Annotated in this window: 17 protein-coding genes; 9 read left to right on the top strand and 8 right to left on the bottom strand. The window is 72.2% G+C overall.

Annotated features, from left to right (window positions below; all coding sequences use genetic code 11):
* Nucleotides 1–78: 78 nt before the first annotated feature.
* Nucleotides 79–960 (bottom strand): helix-turn-helix domain-containing protein, encoded by an 882-nt coding sequence (locus tag FL583_RS12570; RefSeq protein ID WP_142704770.1) that lies wholly within the window; start codon nt 958–960, stop codon nt 79–81.
* A gap of 104 nt (nt 961–1,064) precedes the next feature.
* Between FL583_RS12570 and FL583_RS12575 the strand changes: the two genes are divergently transcribed.
* From FL583_RS12575 to FL583_RS12585, 3 genes are all read left to right on the top strand, one after another.
* Entirely contained in the window at nt 1,065–1,859 is a 795-nt protein-coding gene (locus FL583_RS12575) for an SAM-dependent methyltransferase (protein WP_142704771.1), read from the top strand.
* 97 nt (nt 1,860–1,956) lie between these two features.
* Complete coding sequence (locus FL583_RS12580) at nt 1,957–2,343, top strand: hypothetical protein (protein WP_142704772.1); 387 nt, start codon at nt 1,957–1,959, stop codon at nt 2,341–2,343.
* Nucleotides 2,344–2,388: 45 nt separating this feature from the next.
* On the top strand, nt 2,389–3,471 hold the full coding sequence (locus FL583_RS12585) for an aldo/keto reductase (protein WP_142704773.1): 1,083 nt from the start codon (nt 2,389–2,391) through the stop codon (nt 3,469–3,471).
* On the opposite strand, the gene FL583_RS12590 is transcribed toward FL583_RS12585, so the two are convergent.
* The 7 genes from FL583_RS12590 to FL583_RS12625 all read right to left on the bottom strand — a co-directional run bounded on the left by FL583_RS12590 (nt 3,465) and on the right by FL583_RS12625 (nt 9,926).
* Nucleotides 3,465–4,691 (bottom strand): ABC transporter substrate-binding protein, encoded by a 1,227-nt coding sequence (locus FL583_RS12590; RefSeq protein WP_142704774.1) that lies wholly within the window; start codon nt 4,689–4,691, stop codon nt 3,465–3,467. The two genes, FL583_RS12585 and FL583_RS12590, sit on opposite strands and share 7 nt — an antisense overlap.
* Nucleotides 4,688–5,830, bottom strand: coding sequence for a branched-chain amino acid ABC transporter permease (locus FL583_RS12595; protein ID WP_142704775.1), 1,143 nt, complete (start codon nt 5,828–5,830; stop codon nt 4,688–4,690). Before FL583_RS12595 ends, FL583_RS12590 begins: the two co-directional genes overlap by 4 nt.
* Nucleotides 5,823–6,713, bottom strand: coding sequence for a branched-chain amino acid ABC transporter permease (locus FL583_RS12600; protein WP_142704776.1), 891 nt, complete (start codon nt 6,711–6,713; stop codon nt 5,823–5,825). Before FL583_RS12600 ends, FL583_RS12595 begins: the two co-directional genes overlap by 8 nt.
* On the bottom strand, nt 6,710–7,573 hold the full coding sequence (locus tag FL583_RS12605) for an ABC transporter ATP-binding protein (protein ID WP_142704866.1): 864 nt from the start codon (nt 7,571–7,573) through the stop codon (nt 6,710–6,712). Before FL583_RS12605 ends, FL583_RS12600 begins: the two co-directional genes overlap by 4 nt.
* On the bottom strand, nt 7,570–8,409 hold the full coding sequence (locus FL583_RS12610) for an ABC transporter ATP-binding protein (protein ID WP_142704777.1): 840 nt from the start codon (nt 8,407–8,409) through the stop codon (nt 7,570–7,572). Before FL583_RS12610 ends, FL583_RS12605 begins: the two co-directional genes overlap by 4 nt.
* 570 nt (nt 8,410–8,979) lie before the next feature.
* Entirely contained in the window at nt 8,980–9,414 is a 435-nt protein-coding gene (locus FL583_RS12620) for a ferritin-like domain-containing protein (RefSeq protein WP_142704778.1), read from the bottom strand.
* A complete protein-coding gene (locus FL583_RS12625) occupies nt 9,411–9,926 on the bottom strand; it encodes a hypothetical protein (protein WP_142704779.1) in 516 nt (171 codons plus the stop codon). The genes FL583_RS12620 and FL583_RS12625 overlap by 4 nt, the downstream gene beginning before the upstream one ends.
* Before the next feature lie 223 nt (nt 9,927–10,149).
* Here FL583_RS12625 and rimP point away from each other — a divergent pair, with 223 nt between their 5' ends.
* The 6 genes from rimP to rbfA all read left to right on the top strand — a co-directional run bounded on the left by rimP (nt 10,150) and on the right by rbfA (nt 16,115).
* Complete coding sequence (gene rimP, locus FL583_RS12630; RefSeq protein ID WP_205752077.1) at nt 10,150–10,650, top strand: ribosome maturation factor RimP; 501 nt, start codon at nt 10,150–10,152, stop codon at nt 10,648–10,650.
* Nucleotides 10,647–11,711: a transcription termination factor NusA gene (nusA, locus tag FL583_RS12635; protein WP_142704780.1), complete on the top strand. Its 1,065-nt coding sequence runs from the start codon at nt 10,647–10,649 to the stop codon at nt 11,709–11,711. The genes rimP and nusA overlap by 4 nt, the downstream gene beginning before the upstream one ends.
* A gap of 20 nt (nt 11,712–11,731) precedes the next feature.
* Complete coding sequence (locus FL583_RS12640) at nt 11,732–12,058, top strand: YlxR family protein (RefSeq protein ID WP_170323627.1); 327 nt, start codon at nt 11,732–11,734, stop codon at nt 12,056–12,058.
* Between the two features lie 352 nt (nt 12,059–12,410).
* Nucleotides 12,411–15,281 carry a translation initiation factor IF-2 gene (gene infB, locus FL583_RS12645; RefSeq protein ID WP_420843135.1) on the top strand — a complete coding sequence of 957 codons (2,871 nt, stop codon included), beginning with the start codon at nt 12,411–12,413 and terminating at the stop codon, nt 15,279–15,281.
* Between the two features lie 60 nt (nt 15,282–15,341).
* Nucleotides 15,342–15,635: a DUF503 domain-containing protein gene (locus FL583_RS12650; protein WP_142704783.1), complete on the top strand. Its 294-nt coding sequence runs from the start codon at nt 15,342–15,344 to the stop codon at nt 15,633–15,635.
* Nucleotides 15,636–15,650: 15 nt separating this feature from the next.
* Nucleotides 15,651–16,115 carry a 30S ribosome-binding factor RbfA gene (rbfA, locus tag FL583_RS12655; RefSeq protein WP_142704784.1) on the top strand — a complete coding sequence of 155 codons (465 nt, stop codon included), beginning with the start codon at nt 15,651–15,653 and terminating at the stop codon, nt 16,113–16,115.
* The last annotated feature ends 76 nt before the right edge of the window (nt 16,116–16,191 follow it).

Genomic DNA, 16,191 nt, shown 5'->3' on the forward strand with positions numbered 1-16,191 from the left:
CCCGGTGCCCCACTCACTGCGCCACCAGTCGCTCCAGCCCCAATCGCGGCCGCTCCCGGGCAGAACCGGCCCCCGCGCCTACTCGTCCAACGCCCGCAACGCCTCACGCAAGATGTCAGGAGTCCTCTGCGGCTGCTCCGCCTCGATGAACAACTGCGACACCATCGCCGAATAGAAGTCGATATCGTCCTGCTTATCCAGATACTGCGCGTTGATCAAATGCTCCAGATACACCACATCCGGCAGATCCTGGTCCGGAAACCGCAAAATGCTGAAAGCCCCACCAGCCGCCGTATGCCCCCCAGCCCCGAACGGGATCACCTGGAGCTGAACATTCGGCAGATCGGTCGCGGCCAGCAGCGCCTCGATCTGCTCGCGCAGCGCGGCCCGCCCACCGATCGGCCGGTGCAGCACCGCCTCGTCGATCACCGCCCAGAGCTTCGGCGGGTTCGGCCGGTGCAGGATCCGCGCCCGGGCGAGCCGCAGGTTCACCCGGCGCTCGATGTCGGCCGGCGGCGTCGACCCGTGAGCGAGCGTGATCACCGCCCGGGCGTAGTCGGCGGTCTGCAGCAGGCCCGGTGCGAACTGCACCTCGTACGTCCGGATCAGCTCGGCGGCCTGCTCCAGGTCGAGGTACTGCACGAACCACGGGGCGATGACGTCGCTGTACTCGTGCCACCAGCCGTGCGCGTTGGCCTCGCGCATCAGCGCGAGCAGGTCCTCGCGCTCCCGGCCGTCGATCTCGTAGAGGCTGAGCAGGTCGGTGACGTCCCGCTCCTTGAAGCCGACGCGGCCGAGCTCGAGGCGGCTGATCTTCGACTCCGAGCTCCGGATCGCCTCACCGGCCTGGGCCCGGGTGAGACCGCGAGCCTCACGGAGCGCCCGCAGCCGAGCACCGAGCTGCAACCTGCGTGCAGTCGGGCCGCCTATTGGTACCGATGAGCTCACCGGCGCGAGCATAGACCCCCGCCCAGGTAGGAACATCGTTCCCCCACTGTGGACAGCGGTGTTGCGTCCCGGTCCATAATCTCTGAAGAACGCACCGCGAAGCAGAAGGCGTCCTGATGACCGAGGAACCGACCGACAGCAAGATCGACGTCAGCGTCCCGCAGTCCGCCCGCATCTGGAACTACTGGCTCGGCGGCAAGGACAACTTCGCGATCGACCGGGCCGCCGGCGACGAGGTGCTGGCGAAGATCCCCGACATCGCGCTGGGCGCCCGCGGCGAGCGCGCGTTCCTCAAACGGGTCGTGCGCTACCTGGTGCGGGACGCCGGCATCACCCAGTTCCTCGACGTCGGCACCGGGCTGCCGACCGCCGACAACACGCACGAGGTCGCGCAGGCCCTCGACCCCCGCAGCCGGGTGGTCTACGTCGACAACGACCCGCTGGTCATGGTGCACGCCCGGGCGTTGCTGGTCAGCACCCCGGAGGGCGCCAGCGACTACGTCGAGGCCGACCTCCGCGACACGAAGGCGGTCCTCGCCGCGGCCCACGAGACCCTCGACTTCGGACGTCCGATCGGCCTGATGCTCCTCGGCGTCGTCAACCACCTGATGGACGACGACGAGGCCCACGCCGCCGTCGCACGCCTGGTCGCCGCGCTGCCGCCGGGTAGCCACCTGGTGCTCACCCACTCCACCGCGGAGCTCCACGGGGAGCCGATGCTGCAGGTCATGCGCGAGACGACCGAGCGCGGCGGTACCCCTATCCGGGCCCGCACCCGGGACGAGCTCACCCGGTTCTTCGACGGTACCGAGCTGCTCGAGCCGGGCGTCGTCACCTGTTCCCGCTGGCGCCCGGACGTCGACGGCGAGCCCGACGTCTACCTGTTCGGCGGCGTGGGCCGCATCGGTTGAGCCGATGGCCCGACGTCGCGGTCGTCCGTCCGCGGGTGCGCGGACCGCGGCCGCAGTGCTTCTCGCCGCGGCCGGCTGCACCTCCGGACCTCAGCCCGTGCCGACGCCGACGGCCGTCGCGGACCGGTGCCCGCCCGACGCCCGGATCGACGGCCTGCAGCAGCGCACCGGGGCCGGCGACGGAGCGGCGCTGGCCGCGATGTTCTTCCCCACCGCTCCGGAGCTGCACGCGGGCACCGAGATCAAGATCGTCTGGCGGATGACCGGCCGGGGCGCGCTGACGATGTCGGCCACCGGCCCGGATCAGGGTCGCACCACCCCGGCCTGGGGCCCGGAACCGCACGGCGGCAGCAACTTCGACGCGCCGGGCGACGAGTGGGGCACCGGCTGGGTCTTCCCGACGCCCGGCTGCTGGACCGTCCACGCCCGCCGCACCGAGGGAACGGCCCGCCTCACCGTCCGGGTGGCGCCCCGCGCCCGGTGAAAACTGTACTTGCGGGTCCATTTCTGCCGAGACACCGTCGCCCCTATGAACGACTACTACCTGCTCGGCCGGTCCGGGCTCCGGGTCAGCCGGCTCGCGCTCGGCACGATGAACTTCGGCCTCGACGGGTTCCACGCCCCCTACGGCAAGACCGAGGACGAGTCCGCCGCGATCTTCCACCGCTACCTCGAGTCCGGCGGCAACTTCGTCGACACCGCCGACTTCTACACGGCCGGCGAGAGCGAACGGATCCTCGGCCGCCTGATCGCCAAGGCCGGCGTCCGCGACCGGATCGTCCTGACCAGCAAGTTCACCAACACCACCGACCCGGGCAACCCCAACGCCGGCGGCAACGGACGCAAGCACCTCATCCGCGCGCTCGACGACACCCTGCGCCGCCTCGACACCGACTACCTCGACCTGTACCTGCTGCACACCTGGGACCGGATCACCCCGGCCGAGGAGGTCGTGCAGACCCTCGACGAGCTCGTCCGCAAGGGCACGATCCGCTACGCCGGGCTCTCGGACGTCCCGGCCTGGTACGCGGCCCGCGCCCAGAGCTACGCCGAGGCGCACGGGCTGGCCCCGATGGTCACCGTCCAGCTGCCGTACTCACTCGTCGACCGGGGCATCGAGGCCGAGTTCCCGGCGATGGCCCAGTCGCTCGGGATGGGCCTCACCGCCTGGAGCCCGATCGGCGGCGGCCTCCTCACCGGCAAGTACCGGCGCGGGGCCGATGGCGCCGAGGGCGAGGGCCGGTTCAGTACGTCCGCCGGCGCCCGGCCGGTGTCCGACCGGCAGTGGGCGGTCGTCGACGCGCTCCGGGACGTCGCCGCCGGCCTCGACCGGAGCATGGCCCAGGTGGCGGTCAACTGGGTCGCGACCCGACCGGCGGTGGCCTCGGTGATCGTCGGTGCGAGCAGCCCGGCGCAGCTCGATACGACGCTCGCCTCGCTCGACTTCGTCCTCCCGGACGACGCCCGGCAGCGCCTGGACGAGGCCGGCGCGCCCGATCACGGCGGCCCGTACGCGATGTTCACCCCGCGGTACCAGTCGTGGATCGTCAGCCCGGGTCTGAAGGTCGGCGACAAGCCCGCGAGCTACTCGCCGCCGACCCTCAACTACTGACCCGCCAGTTCCTTGGCGAACTCGCCCTCGAAGGCGTCCTGGACGACCTCGGCCCCGCCCTTCACGTCGGCCGGGCGGAAGATGTAGCTCTGCGTGCTCGGCGACCGGTGCAGCGTGAACCCGTCGATCGGGACGATCAGCCCGTCCGTGTCGACGGACTTGAGCGCGTTGAACGCGTCCAGGACGCCCTGGCGGGTCAGGTCGCCCTTCTGGCAGGCCGCGTCCAGGACCTGGCGCATGATCTCGGAGATGCCGTAGCCGAGGATCACGCCCGCGCTCGGGTTCTTGGCGTCCGGATAGGTCTTCGTGTAGGCGTCGTAGACGTCCGGGTGCTTGTCGAACGTCGAGACCGGCGCGGCCACGTACAGGTGGGCCTTGAGCCAGGCGCCGCTCGGGCCCTGCAGCAGGGCCGGGGCGAACACCGGGTTGCTGCCGAGGATCGGGACGTCGAGCCCGAGGGCCTGCGCGGCGGCGGCGACCGACGCGGTCTGTCCCGGCGCCACCGTGAGCACGATCGCGTCGACGCCCCGCGCCTTGAACTGGCTCACCTGGGCACTCATGTCCTGGTCGGTGGCCTTGATCTGGGCCTCGACGACCTTCAGGCCCTTCTTCTGGGCGACGAACTTCGTGCCGGCCAGGCCGGTCTCGCCGTACTCGCCCTCGAAGTAGATGTGGCCCACGGTGGCGCCCGGCTTGAGCAGGCCCTTCTTGAACAGGTAGTCGTAGCCGTTGGAGATCTCGACGTCGTAGGTCGCGCCCGGGACGCCGGTGCCCGGGATGTCGGTGAGCGACTCGCCCCAGGCCGACGGGAAGTTCACGATCTTGTCGTTCTCGTAGTCCTTGGCCAGCGCGGCGTTGATCGGGGAGCCGATCGTCTGCTGCATGGCCAGCACGTCGGACTTGATCGAGCTGTAGAGCTGGACGCCCTGCTGGGGGACGTACCCGGTGTCCTGGACGTCGAGCTTGACCGCGTATTTGTCGCAGACCTTGTGGCTCTTCCAGTAGAGCGAGTTCGCGTTCGTGATGTCCTTGCCGAGCGCGGCGAAGACGCCGGTCAGGTCGGTGAGGACGCCGAGCGTGATCGTATTCCCGGAGACGCCGACGTCGGTGGAGACACCACCGTCGCCGGACCCGTTCCCGGCCTTGCTGCTGCAGGCCGCGGCGCCGAGGACGAGCGCGGTCACGGCCGCGGTGACCCGGAGGAGGGCGGAGCGCTTCATCGGGCGGTACCCCCTTGCATAGGACTGTCGGCGGATTCGGTGCGGACGTCTGGATCGGTGCCGGCCGCCGGGACCTCCGGCGACGGCGCGCCGCGGGAGCGGGTCAGCCGCCCGGCCAGGCCGGCCAGCCCGGTGGGCTGGAACAGGACGACCAGGACGATGGCCAGGCCGTACAGGTACCGGGCGGCCTCACCGGCGGCCAGCCCGTCGCCGCCGGCGTCCGACACGAGCGGGAGCCCGTCGGCGTACCGCTGCAGCACCAGCGGCAACGCGGTCACGAACGCGGCCCCGGCGATCGCGCCGCCGAGCGATCCGAGCCCGCCGAGCACGATCATCGCCAGGTACTGGATCGACACGAACAACCCGAACGACTCCGGCGCGATGCTCCCGATCGACAGCGCGTACATCACGCCCGACAACCCGGCGTAGGCCGAGCTGAGCAGGAAGATCCCGGCCTTGTACCGCTGCACGTCGACGCCCGCGACCGAGGCCGCCACCTCCGAGTCGCGCAGCGTCTGCAACGCGAACCCGGGACGGCTCCGCAGCAGGTTGCGCCCGAACAGATACGCGCCGACCAGCAGCAACAACCCGAGGTACCAGAGCTTCTCGGCCTCCCGGAACGGGATCCCGAGCACGTTCAGCGCGGGCGTGTCGGAGAACGACAGCCCGAACACCGCGAAGTCCGGCACCGACCGCCCGTTGAATCCCCCGGTCACCGACGTCCAGCTGTTCAGCACGTGCTGCCCGATGAACACCAGCGCCAGCGACGCCACCCCGAGGTAGATCCCGCGCAGCCGCGCCGCGATCGGGCTGAACGCCAGCCCGGCCACCCCGGCCAGCGCCACCCCGACCACCAGGCCCAGCAGCGGCGGCCAGTGCAGCCCCGTCAGTTCCCCGGCCCGCACGGTGCTCCGCGAGTCGGTCACCACGGTGTACCCGATCGCCCCGACGGCCAGGAAGAACGAGTGCGCCAGCGACAGCTGCCCGGCCGTCCCGACCAGCAGCGTCAGCCCGAGCGCCCCGATCGCCGCGCCGAAGATCGCGAACCCGGTACGCAGCCAGAACTCGTCCACGTAGAACGGCAGGATCAGCAGGACCAGTAACCCGGCCGCGAGGAGGAGAGCCCGGGCCCTAGACACGGGACAGCTCCCGGGTGCCGAACAGCCCCGACGGCCGGACCAGCAGCACGACGATCATCACCAGGTACGGCACGACCGCGCCGAACCCGCGCCCGAGGAACAGCAGCTGGTCCTGGTACCCGGCCGCGAGCGCCTCGGCCACGCCGATCAGCAGGCCCCCGACCAGCGCGCCGCCGGTGGAGTCCAGACCGCCGAGGATCGCCGCCGGGATCGCGCCCAGCGCCACCCCGTACACGGCCGGGCTCACGCCCGGCGTCGGCGCGCCCACCAGGAACAGCGCCGCGACCGCGGCCAGCACCCCGGCGATCAGCCAGGCGATCAGCGAGACCCGCCCCTGCCGGATCCCCATCAGCGCGGCCGCCTCGCCGTCCTCGGCCGCCGCGCGCATCGCGACGCCCCAGTCCGACCAGGTGAACGCCACGAAGAACAGACTCAGGAGGACGACGGCCACCGCGATGGCCAGGGCCCGGTTCAAGCTGATTCCGACGTCACCGAGCCGCACCACTCTCGCGCCCCAGGGGTGCGGCACGTTGAGGATGTCCGAGCCGATCCGGCGCACCATGTCGGTGAGCAGGATGATGTCGACGCCGATCGTCACGACCGCGAGGCTGATGTCGGCCGCCCCGCGCAGCCGGTTGATGATCAGCCGTTCGATCAGCACCGCGACCAGCCCGGTGGCCGCGATCCCGGCCAGCGTGCCGAGCCAGAACCCCAGCGGGTCGCAGAACCGGACGATCGCGTACGCGCCGAGCAGCAGCAGCGAGCCGTGGGTGAAGCTGACGACGCCGCTGGCCTTGAAGATGATCACGAAACCCAGCGCGATCAGCCCGTACATCGTGCCGAGGGAGATCCCGTTGAGGACGAGCGAGAGGAACTGGCTCATGTCCCTGCCCCCAGGTAGGCCTTGATGACGTCCGGATCGGACTGGACCTCCGCCGGGGTGCCGTCGGCGATACGCCGGCCGAAGTCGAGCACGGTGACCCGGTCGGCCAGCGACATCACCATCCCCATGTCGTGCTCGACCAGCACGATCGAGATACCGAGCGCGGCCCGGATGTCACCGATCGTCTGGGCCATCCGGCGGGTCTCATCGGCGTTCATGCCCGCCACCGGTTCGTCGAGCAGCAGGATCTTCGGTTCGGTGCACAGCGCCCGGGCCGTCTCGACGCGTTTGCGGTCGCCGTAGGAGAGGCCCTCGACCGGGCGGTGGAGCTGGTCGCCGAGGTCGAGGAACTCGGCGATCTCGGCGACCCGGGCGGCGTGCCGCCGGTACTCCCGGGTGGCCGAGGGGAGCCGGAGACCGGCCGACACGAACCCGGTGCGGGTGAGGTGGTGGCGGCCGATCATCAGGTTGTCGGCGACCGACTGGCGGCCGGAGAGCGCGAGGTTCTGGAACGTCCGGGCCACGCCGACGCCGGCGATCCGGAACGGGCGCATCCGGTCGAGCCGGACGTCGCCGAACCGGACCTCGCCCGCGGCCGCCCGGTACACCCCGGACAGCACGTTGAAGAGCGTCGACTTGCCGGCGCCGTTGGGGCCGATCACCGCGTGCAGGGATCCCGGCGCGACCGTGAACGACACGTCCGACAGAGCGGTCACCGCCCCGAACCGCACGGTCACCCCGTCGACCTCGAGCGGCGGGATGTCGCGGCGGACCCCGTCGGGCTCGGCGGGACCGGCGTCGTCGTCCGGCGCGCGGTGCGCACCCGCGCCCCGGCCGCCCTCCGCTCCGGCCGCGGTCATCCCGCCCACCGCGAGAGTGTGCGCCGAGGGCGGGCCGCCGGTGCGCCGTCGCGCTCTTCCGGCCGCCCGCTCCCGGCGGCGTGGCGGCCGGCCGGGTCGGCGGCGGCACCGCTGGCGCCGCCGAGGTACAGGTGCCGGACCTCGTCGGTGCGGGCCAGCGCGGCGGCCTCGCCGTCGAGCGACACCTTCCCGACGTCGAGGACGTACGCCCGGTCGGCGACCTGCAGGGCCATCGTCGCGTTCTGCTCGATCAGCAGCACCGACGTCCCCTGCCGGTTGATCTCGGTGATCACCTCGCCGATCTGCCCGATCACCTTCGGCGCCAGCCCGAGCGACGGCTCGTCGAGCAGCAGCACCTTCGGTGCCGCCATCAGCGCCCGTCCGATCGCGAGCATCTGCTGCTCCCCGCCCGAGAGCAGCGCGCCGCGCTGCGTCCGCCTCTCCTCGAGGACCGGGAACAGGTCGTGCACCCGCTCGCGCGCCGCCGCCTTCGCGGCGCGGTTCTTGTTACCGAGGCCTCCGGCCCGGAGGTTCTCGTCGACGGTGAGCCGTCCGAAGATTCGTCGGCCTTCGGGCACGTGGACGACGCCGAGCCGGACGATCGCGGCCGGGTCGGCGCCGCCGATGTCGCGGTCGTCGAGTCGAACGCGACCGGCGTCGATCCGGCCGTGCTGGCGGCGCAGCGTGCCGGAGATCGCGCGGAGCAGCGTCGTCTTGCCGGCGCCGTTGCTGCCGAGGACCGCCACCACGGCGCCGTCCGGGACTTCGATCGACACACCGCGGAGGGCCTGGACCGCACCGCCGTAGGACACCTGCACGTCGTCGACGGTCAACAAGAGCGGTCCTCCCTGCACTGGAAGGTGGAGCTCAGCGTGAGCGGGGCCAGTGTGTGCGGGTCCGACTCCCGCGGTCGGCGAATGCGTCGCAATCGGTGTCAACAGCACCCTTTGGTCCCGTACCGGGTGTGCGGACTGCACACCGCGAGCCCGGTGTGACCGAGGGGAAGCTCGGTTTCACTGAGTGGAGCCGGGAGCTGGGCCGAACCGGGACGATCCCGTACGCTCCGCCGTCATGGCCGCCGCTGACCTGCCGCCCGGGCCGGGCGCGCCGCCCTGGCCGGGCGGGCCGGCCGGGGCTGGGGTGCCGCCCGGGCCGGGCGGGCCGGGGGGGCCGGGGGCCGGCGGGGCCGGGGGCCGGCGGGGCCGGGGGCCGGGGCGGGCCGGTGGCGCGGGTGGGTAGTTGGGAAGCATTGGCGGGCGGGCGGGCGGGCGGGCGCGCTCGCTAGTGGTGGGTTGAGGTCGTGCCGCTCGCTTAGGTCGTGCCTGGCTGGGGTCGTGTCGTTCGATTCGGGGGTACCGGGCCTTAGCGCAACCAGCGAGCGGGCGCCGAGCCCCGGCGGAGCCGGGCTACTTCGAGCCGCCCGGCCACGGGACGGTCGGCGGACTGTCCGGTGTGGCCACGGTGCGCCACTGGGCGGCCCGGACCGCGGCTCCGGTCAGAGCGGCCAGCGCCACCCCCCTCGCGTCACCGGTGAGCGACCCCAAAGCCGAGCGCCAGACCGCGGCGCTGCGTGTCTCCACCTCCACGGCCAGCGTCAGGGCGCCGGCCCGATCCGTCACGGGTTTCGGGAGCTGATAGGCAGGCGCCGCCACGGCCGGCGTCGCGTTCTCGGCGGTGATCAGGTCGGCGGTGGCGTCCCGCTGCTGACGGTGAGCCAGGTCAGCGTCGTGCGCCCACACCAGTTCGTCGTCCTCCAGGTGGGAGCCGATCACGCCGTAGGCGTAGATCGCGGCGTGCTCGGCGGCGAGCGCGACCTGTAGCCGATCGCCGGCCGCGCTCACGCGAGCGCCACCGCGAGCGCCACTGCGTGGGAGGCCTCGGCGGCGCTGATGCAGCCGAGGACCGTCACGCGCTCGGGGGCGCCGGCCGAGTCGCCGGTGCCGGTGGTGGCGGCGAGGCAGGCCGTCCGGGAGCGGGCCGTCGCGGTCTTCTCGGCCGCGCGCAGAGCGACCAGCGCTCCGTCCGGGTCCTGACTGACCGCGGGTGGCTTCGCCGGTTTCTCCGGGCCCGGCACCGGCGACGCCGCCCGGGCCAGCGCGCCGCGCCGCCGGGCGTCCAAGAGTTCGAGCAGGGCGTCGCGGTGTTCGCGGTGGGCGTCGCGGAGGGGACCGAGCCGGTCGGCCAGGTCGGTGTGGGTCGTCAGCGTCGCCTGGTACAGGTCCAGCAGGGCCTGCTTCTGCGTCACCAGGGTCTCCAGCGGATCGGCCGCGACGGCCGGCACGGCCGGGCCGGGATCGACGATCCCGCACGCGCTCACCGACCCGGCCGCGCCCGCAGCCAACAGTCCCAACACACCCCGCCGGCTCCAGGGCCGTCTCGCCGCGTCCGGCAGGAGATCAGCGGAGGACCGTGAGGGACGGCGCGCGGCGGTGGGCACACGGACAGTTTCCCAGTCCGCCCGGCGCGTGCCGGATGGAGGGCCGCTCGTCGCGAACCGTTAGGCTGTGAACAGGTTCGTCGGCGCGTCGTTGCAGCGCGCCCACAACTGCACAGTGACCACCGTTCGGAGGTGTCGGATGCCAGCCCCGCAGGCGATGCGCTCCCGGATCGTCGCGTTGGTCGAACCCGTGGTCAACGCGGCCGGCTACGACCTCGAGGAAGTGTCGGTCAACCAGGCCGGCCGCCGCACCGTGGTGCGGGTGGTGGTCGACGCCGACGGCGGCATCACGCTGGACGACATCGCCGAGGTCTCGCGGAGCGTCTCGGCCGCGCTGGATGACGACGACGACTCGTTCGGGTCCAGCCCGTACACGCTCGAGGTGACGTCACCCGGCGTCGACCGGCCGCTGACCGAGCCGCGGCACTGGCGGCGGAACGTCGGCCGGCTCGTCAAGGTGAGCCTGGGCGGGCGCAGCCTGACCGCGCGCATCACCGCGGTCGACGAGAACGGCGTTCACCTCACCGACGACAAGGGCGTGCAGACCGCCTCCTTCGCGGAGGTCGGCCCGGGCAAGGTCCAGGTCGAGTTCGCCCGCCCCAAGGAAGACCAACCAGAGACAAAAGGAGGAGACCAGTGAATATCGACATCGCAGCCCTGCGCGCGGTCGAGCGGGAGCGTGAGATCTCCTTCGACACGATCATCGAAGCGATCGAGACCGCGCTGCTCACCGCGTACAAGCACACCGGCCACACGCACGCCGACGCGCGGGTCGAGGTCAACCGCAAGACCGGCGCCGCCACCGTCTGGGCGGCCGAGCGCGACGACGAGGGCACGATCCTCCGCGAGTACGACGACACCCCCGACGACTTCGGCCGGATCGCGACGATGACCGCGAAGCAGGTCATCCTGCAGCGGCTCCGCGACGCCCAGGACGAGATGACGTTCGGCGAGTTCGCCAGCCGCGAGGGCGAGGTCGTCGCCGGCGTGATCCAGGCCCACGAGTCCCGGGCCGAGCGCGGCATCGTGTCGGTGAGCCTGGGCAAGATCGAGGCGACGCTTCCGCCGGCCGAGCAGGTCCCGGGCGAGAACTACCAGCACGGCGCCCGCATCAAGGCGCTCGTCGTCCACGTCGCCAAGGGCATGCGCGGGCCGCAGGTCACGCTGAGCCGCACCCACCCCAACCTGGTCCGGAAGCTCTTCGCTCTCGAGGTGCCCGAGATCGCCGACGGCACGGTCGAGATTGCCGCGGTCGCCCGCGAGGCCGGGCACCGCTCGAAGATCGCCGTGCGCGCGACGATCCCCGGCGTCAACCCGAAGGGCGCCTGCATCGGGCCGCTCGGGGCCCGCGTCCGGGCGGTGATGAGCGAGCTGCACGGCGAGAAGATCGACATCGTCGACTGGGCCGACGACCCGGCCCGGTTCGTCGCCAACGCGCTCTCGCCCGCCCAGGTGAAGTCGGTCGAGGTCGTCGACCTCGAGAACCGGTCGGCGCGGGTGACGGTGCCCGACTTCCAGCTGTCGCTGGCGATCGGCAAGGAAGGGCAGAACGCCCGGCTCGCCGCCCGGCTCACCGGCTGGCGCATCGACATCCACAGCGACGCCGAAGGAGCCGCGCCGGCGGTGACCGGTGAGCCCGATGAGGCTCCTGCGTCAACAGTGGGGGAACCGGACGCTTCGGTCCCAGGCAGCGCGGGGTAGACTGGCCTGTGGTTCGCCGCATCCGTCCGGCGCCGTCCCCGCATGACCGCCAACCGACGCGGACGTGCGTGGGATGTCGACAGCGAGCGGCGGCCGCCGAGTTGTTGCGCGTCGTCGCGGTCCAGCGTGGGGAGTCCCGCGTCACGGTCCCCGATCCGGCGCGGCGGCTCCCGGGCCGGGGAGCGTGGCTGCATCCCGACCCAGCTTGTTTTGTGCTAGCGGAACGGCGTCGCGCCTTCGGGCGTGCGCTCCGGGTCCCCGGCGTCCTCGACGCCGAGGAGGTCCGCGAGTATGTGGCAAGAACCGAAGGACCGGGCAACCCGCCTGGATCCACGGACGAAAAGTAGGTCTCCCGGTATGAGCGTGCGATGAAGTCTCTGCGATGAGCAAGCTTCGTGAGTAACTAGTAGGTCGAGCGGGTGTGCCGCCCGGCCTCGGAAGAGGAGAGCAGTGGCAGGCAAGGCCCGCGTACACGAACTCGCCAAGGAACTGGGCATCCCCAGCAAAGATGTGCTGAACAAGCTCAAAGAGCTCGGGGAGTTCGTGAAGTCAGCCTCATCCACGATCGAGGCGCCGGTGGCGCGTCGGTTGCGGGAGGCGTACACGTCGCCGTCCTCCGGCGGTAGCAACGGCGGAGGTCGCAAGCCGGGTCCCCCGAGTGGACCCCGGCCGCCCCGGAACATTCCGTCCCCGGCGTCGATGGCCCGCCCGCAGGGCACGGCCAGCGCCCAGGACATCGAGGTCAAGGCCGAGCAGGCCCGTGCGGCCGAGCTCCAGGCGCAGCAGCAGGCGCAGGCCGCGGCCGCGCGTGCGGCGGCGGCCACCGGACGACCGACCCCGGGCCCGCGCCCCGGTCCGCGTCCGGCTCCGGCGGCTCCCGCCGCGTCGGCCGCTCCGGCGCCCGCGCCCACCCAGCAGCCGAGCCCCGGCCAGTCCGGTCCGCGTCCGGGTCCTGGTGGCCCGCGTCCGGGTGGCCCCGGCCAGCAGCGGTCGGCGCCGCGTCCCGGCAACAACCCGTTCGGTGTCGGCCCCGGCACGCCCACCCAGCCGTCCCCGCGTCCCGGCCCCCGGCCGGCTCCGGCGGCCGGTCAGGGTGGTCAGGCTCCGGCCGGCCCCGGCCAGTCCGGTCCCCGTCCGGGCCCCGGCGGCCCGCGTCCGGGTCCGCGTCCCGGCCCGCAGCAGGGTGGCGACCGTCCCGGTGGCCCGCGTCCGGGTCCTGGCGGCCCGCGTCCCGGCCCGGGTGGTGCCCGTCCCGAGCGTTCTGACCGTGGCCCCGGTGGCCCGCGTCCGGGCGGCTCGTCCGGCGGTGGGCCCGGTGGCCCCCGTCCCAACCCCGGCATGATGCCGCCGCGGCCGAACCCGGGCATGATGCCCGGTCGTCCGTCCGGTGGTGGCCCCGGCCGTGGTGGCCCCGGTGGCGGTCGTCCGGCCGGCCCCGGTGGCGGCGGTCGTCCCGGTGGTGGCGGCGGCTTCGGCGGTCGTCCCGGCGGCGGCGGTGGCGGCGGTGGCCGTCCCGGTGGTGGCGGCGGCTTCGGCGGTCGTCCCGGTGGTGGCGGTGGCGGCACCGGCGCGCCCGGTGGCGGTTTCCGTCCCGGTGGCGGCGGCGGTGGCGGTCGTCCCGGTGGTGGCGGTCGTGGCCGCGGCGGTGCCGCGGGTGCGTTCGGACGTCCCGGTGGCCGTGGCCCGGTTCGCGGACGGAAGTCCAAGAAGCAGAGGCGTCAGGAGTTCGACAACCTCTCCGCGCCGACGATGGGCTCGGGTGCCCCGCGCGGTAACGGCGAGGTCATCCGGCTCCCGCGCGGTGCGTCGCTGTCCGACTTCGCCGACCGCATCAACGCGAACCCCGGTTCGCTGGTGCAGGAGGCCTTCGGTCTCGGCGAGATGGTGACCGCGACCCAGTCGTGCACCGACGAGACGCTGCAGCTGCTCGGCGTCCACCTCGGCTACGACGTGCAGATCGTCAGCCCCGAGGACGAGGACCGCGCGCTGCTGGCCCGGTTCGACATCGACCTGGACCAGGAGTACGAAGACGAGGCGCTGGTCACGCGGCCGCCGGTGGTCACCGTCATGGGCCACGTCGACCACGGTAAGACGAAGCTCCTCGACGCCATCCGGCACACGAAGGTGGCCGAGGGCGAGGCCGGTGGCATCACCCAGCACATCGGTGCCTACCAGGTCGACGCCACGGTCAACGGCGAAGACCGGCTGATCACCTTCATCGACACCCCGGGTCACGAGGCGTTCACCGCCATGCGTGCTCGCGGTGCGAAGTCGACGGACATCGCGATCCTCGTGGTCGCGGCGGACGACGGCGTGAAGCCGCAGACGATCGAGGCGCTGAACCACGCCCAGGCGGCCGAGGTGCCGATCGTGGTCGCGGTGAACAAGATCGACAAGGAAGGCGCGAACCCGGCGAAGGTGCGTCAGCAGCTCACCGAGTACGGCCTGGTCGCCGAGGAGTACGGCGGCGACACGATGTTCGTCGACATCTCGGCCAAGGCCCGGATCAACATCGACGGGCTGCTCGAGGCCGTCTGCCTGACCGCGGACGCGTCGCTGGACCTGCGGGCTCCGGTCGACGTGCCGGCCCAGGGTGTCGCGATCGAGGGTCACCTCGACCGTGGCCGCGGTCCGATCGCGACCGTCCTGGTCCAGCGGGGCACGCTCCGCGTCGGTGACTCGATCGTCGCCGGTGAGGCGCACGGTCGCGTCCGGGCGATGCTCGACGACAGCGGGGCCCAGGTCGCCGAGGCGGGTCCGTCCCGTCCGGTGCAGGTGCTCGGCTTCACCGCGGTCCCCGGCGCCGGCGACACGTTCCTGGAGGTCGCGGAAGACCGGGTGGCCCGGCAGATCGCCGAGCAGCGGCAGGCGCGCGAGCGCAATGCTCAGCTCGCGGCGAGCCGTGGACGCCCGACGCTGGAGACGCTGCTCGAGCGGATGAAGGAGGGCGAGAAGACCCAGCTCAACCTCATCCTCAAGGGCGATGGCTCCGGTGCGGTCGAGGCCCTGGAAGACGCGCTGGCGAAGATCGAGGTCGCCGACGAGGTGTCCCTGCGGATCATCGACCGCGGTGTCGGTGCGATCACCGAGACCAACGTCATGCTGGCGTCGGCCTCCGACGCGGTCATCATCGGCTTCAACGTCCGGCCCCAGGGCAAGGCGAGCGAGCTGGCCGACCGCGAAGGCGTCGACATCCGCTACTACTCGGTCATCTACGCGGCGATCGAGGACATCGAGAATGCCCTCAAGGGCATGCTCAAGCCGGAGTACGAAGAGGTCCAGCTGGGCACGGCGGAGATCCGCGAGGTCTTCCGCTCCAGCAAGTTCGGCAACATCGCCGGTGTGCTCGTCCGCAGTGGCGACATCCGGCGCAACTCCAAGGCCCGCCTCATCCGCGACGGCGCCGTGGTGGCCGACAACCTCCAGGTCCACTCGCTCAAGAGGTTCAAGGACGACGTCACCGAGGTCCGCGAGGGCTACGAGGCCGGTATCGGTCTCGGCTCCTTCAACGACATCAAGATCGACGACGTCATCGAGACCTTCGAGATGCGCGAGAAGCCTCGGGCGTAGTTGATACAGGCGGTCGGCCGGGCACAGTCCCGGCCGATCGTCTGTTTCGGGAGGATCTACTTGTTCACCGGCACGCTCGAGTTCGACGTCGTGCTGCCCGGCGACAGCCGCAGCCTCAAAGCCAAGCGGGCCTACGTCCGCCCGGTGGTGGCTGCGCTGCGCCGGCTCGAAGTGTCCGCGGCCGAGGTGGGTCTGCAGGACCTGCACGGGCGTGCGGCGATCGGCGTGGCGGCGGTGGCCGGGACCGCCTCGCACGTCGGCGAGGTACTGGACGCCTGCGAGCGGTTGGTCGCCGGGCGTCCGGAATTGGAACTGCTCTCGGTGCGCCGTCGGCTGCACGGCGACGATGATTGACCCTGGAGTCTCACAATGGCTGACGCAGCACGGGCGAGGAAGCTCGCCGTCCGGATCCGCGAGATCGTCGCGGAGACGCTCCGGACGCAGGTGAAGGACCCCCGGCTGGGCATGGTGACGGTCACCGACGCGAAGGTCACCGCCGACCTGCACGACGCGACGGTCTTCTACACCGTCTACGGCGACGACACGGAGCGTGCCGCCACCGCGGAGGCGCTGGAGAGCGCCCGCGGGGTGCTGCGCAGCGCGGTCGGCCGGCAGACCGGGGTGAAGTTCACCCCGACGCTGGCGTTCAGCCTCGACGAGGTCCCGGACACCGCCAAGCACATCGACGACCTGCTGGCCGAGGCCCGCGCGGCCGACGCCGAGGTGCAGCGGAAGGCCGCGGCGGCCGAATACGCCGGCGAGGCCGACCCCTACAAGCACGAGGACGAGTCGGACGACACGGAAGAGGCGTCGCCGGTCGAGGGCAGCCGATGACCGTCCTGTCGCCCGCCCGAAGTCGGCGAGGGACGCCGGGGCCTCGCCCGGTGTACGGTCCGGACGTGCACGGAAG

It is taken from the genome of Cryptosporangium phraense (assembly GCF_006912135.1).
Lineage (GTDB): Bacteria > Actinomycetota > Actinomycetes > Mycobacteriales > Cryptosporangiaceae > Cryptosporangium > Cryptosporangium phraense.

What these genes read in the sequence shown, in the direction of transcription:
- FL583_RS12590 (WP_142704774.1), bottom strand. Translation starts at nt 4,691, where the DNA reads ATGAAGCGCTCCGCCCTCCTCCGGGTCACCGCGGCCGTGACCGCGCTC.
- rimP (WP_205752077.1), top strand. Translation starts at nt 10,150, where the DNA reads ATGCCAGCCCCGCAGGCGATGCGCTCCCGGATCGTCGCGTTGGTCGAA.
- FL583_RS12605 (WP_142704866.1), bottom strand. Translation starts at nt 7,573, where the DNA reads ATGACCGCGGCCGGAGCGGAGGGCGGCCGGGGCGCGGGTGCGCACCGC.
- rbfA (WP_142704784.1), top strand. Translation starts at nt 15,651, where the DNA reads ATGGCTGACGCAGCACGGGCGAGGAAGCTCGCCGTCCGGATCCGCGAG.
- FL583_RS12585 (WP_142704773.1), top strand. Translation starts at nt 2,389, where the DNA reads ATGAACGACTACTACCTGCTCGGCCGGTCCGGGCTCCGGGTCAGCCGG.
- FL583_RS12570 (WP_142704770.1), bottom strand. Translation starts at nt 960, where the DNA reads ATGCTCGCGCCGGTGAGCTCATCGGTACCAATAGGCGGCCCGACTGCA.
- FL583_RS12600 (WP_142704776.1), bottom strand. Translation starts at nt 6,713, where the DNA reads ATGAGCCAGTTCCTCTCGCTCGTCCTCAACGGGATCTCCCTCGGCACG.
- infB (WP_420843135.1), top strand. Translation starts at nt 12,411, where the DNA reads ATGGCCCGCCCGCAGGGCACGGCCAGCGCCCAGGACATCGAGGTCAAG.
- FL583_RS12575 (WP_142704771.1), top strand. Translation starts at nt 1,065, where the DNA reads ATGACCGAGGAACCGACCGACAGCAAGATCGACGTCAGCGTCCCGCAG.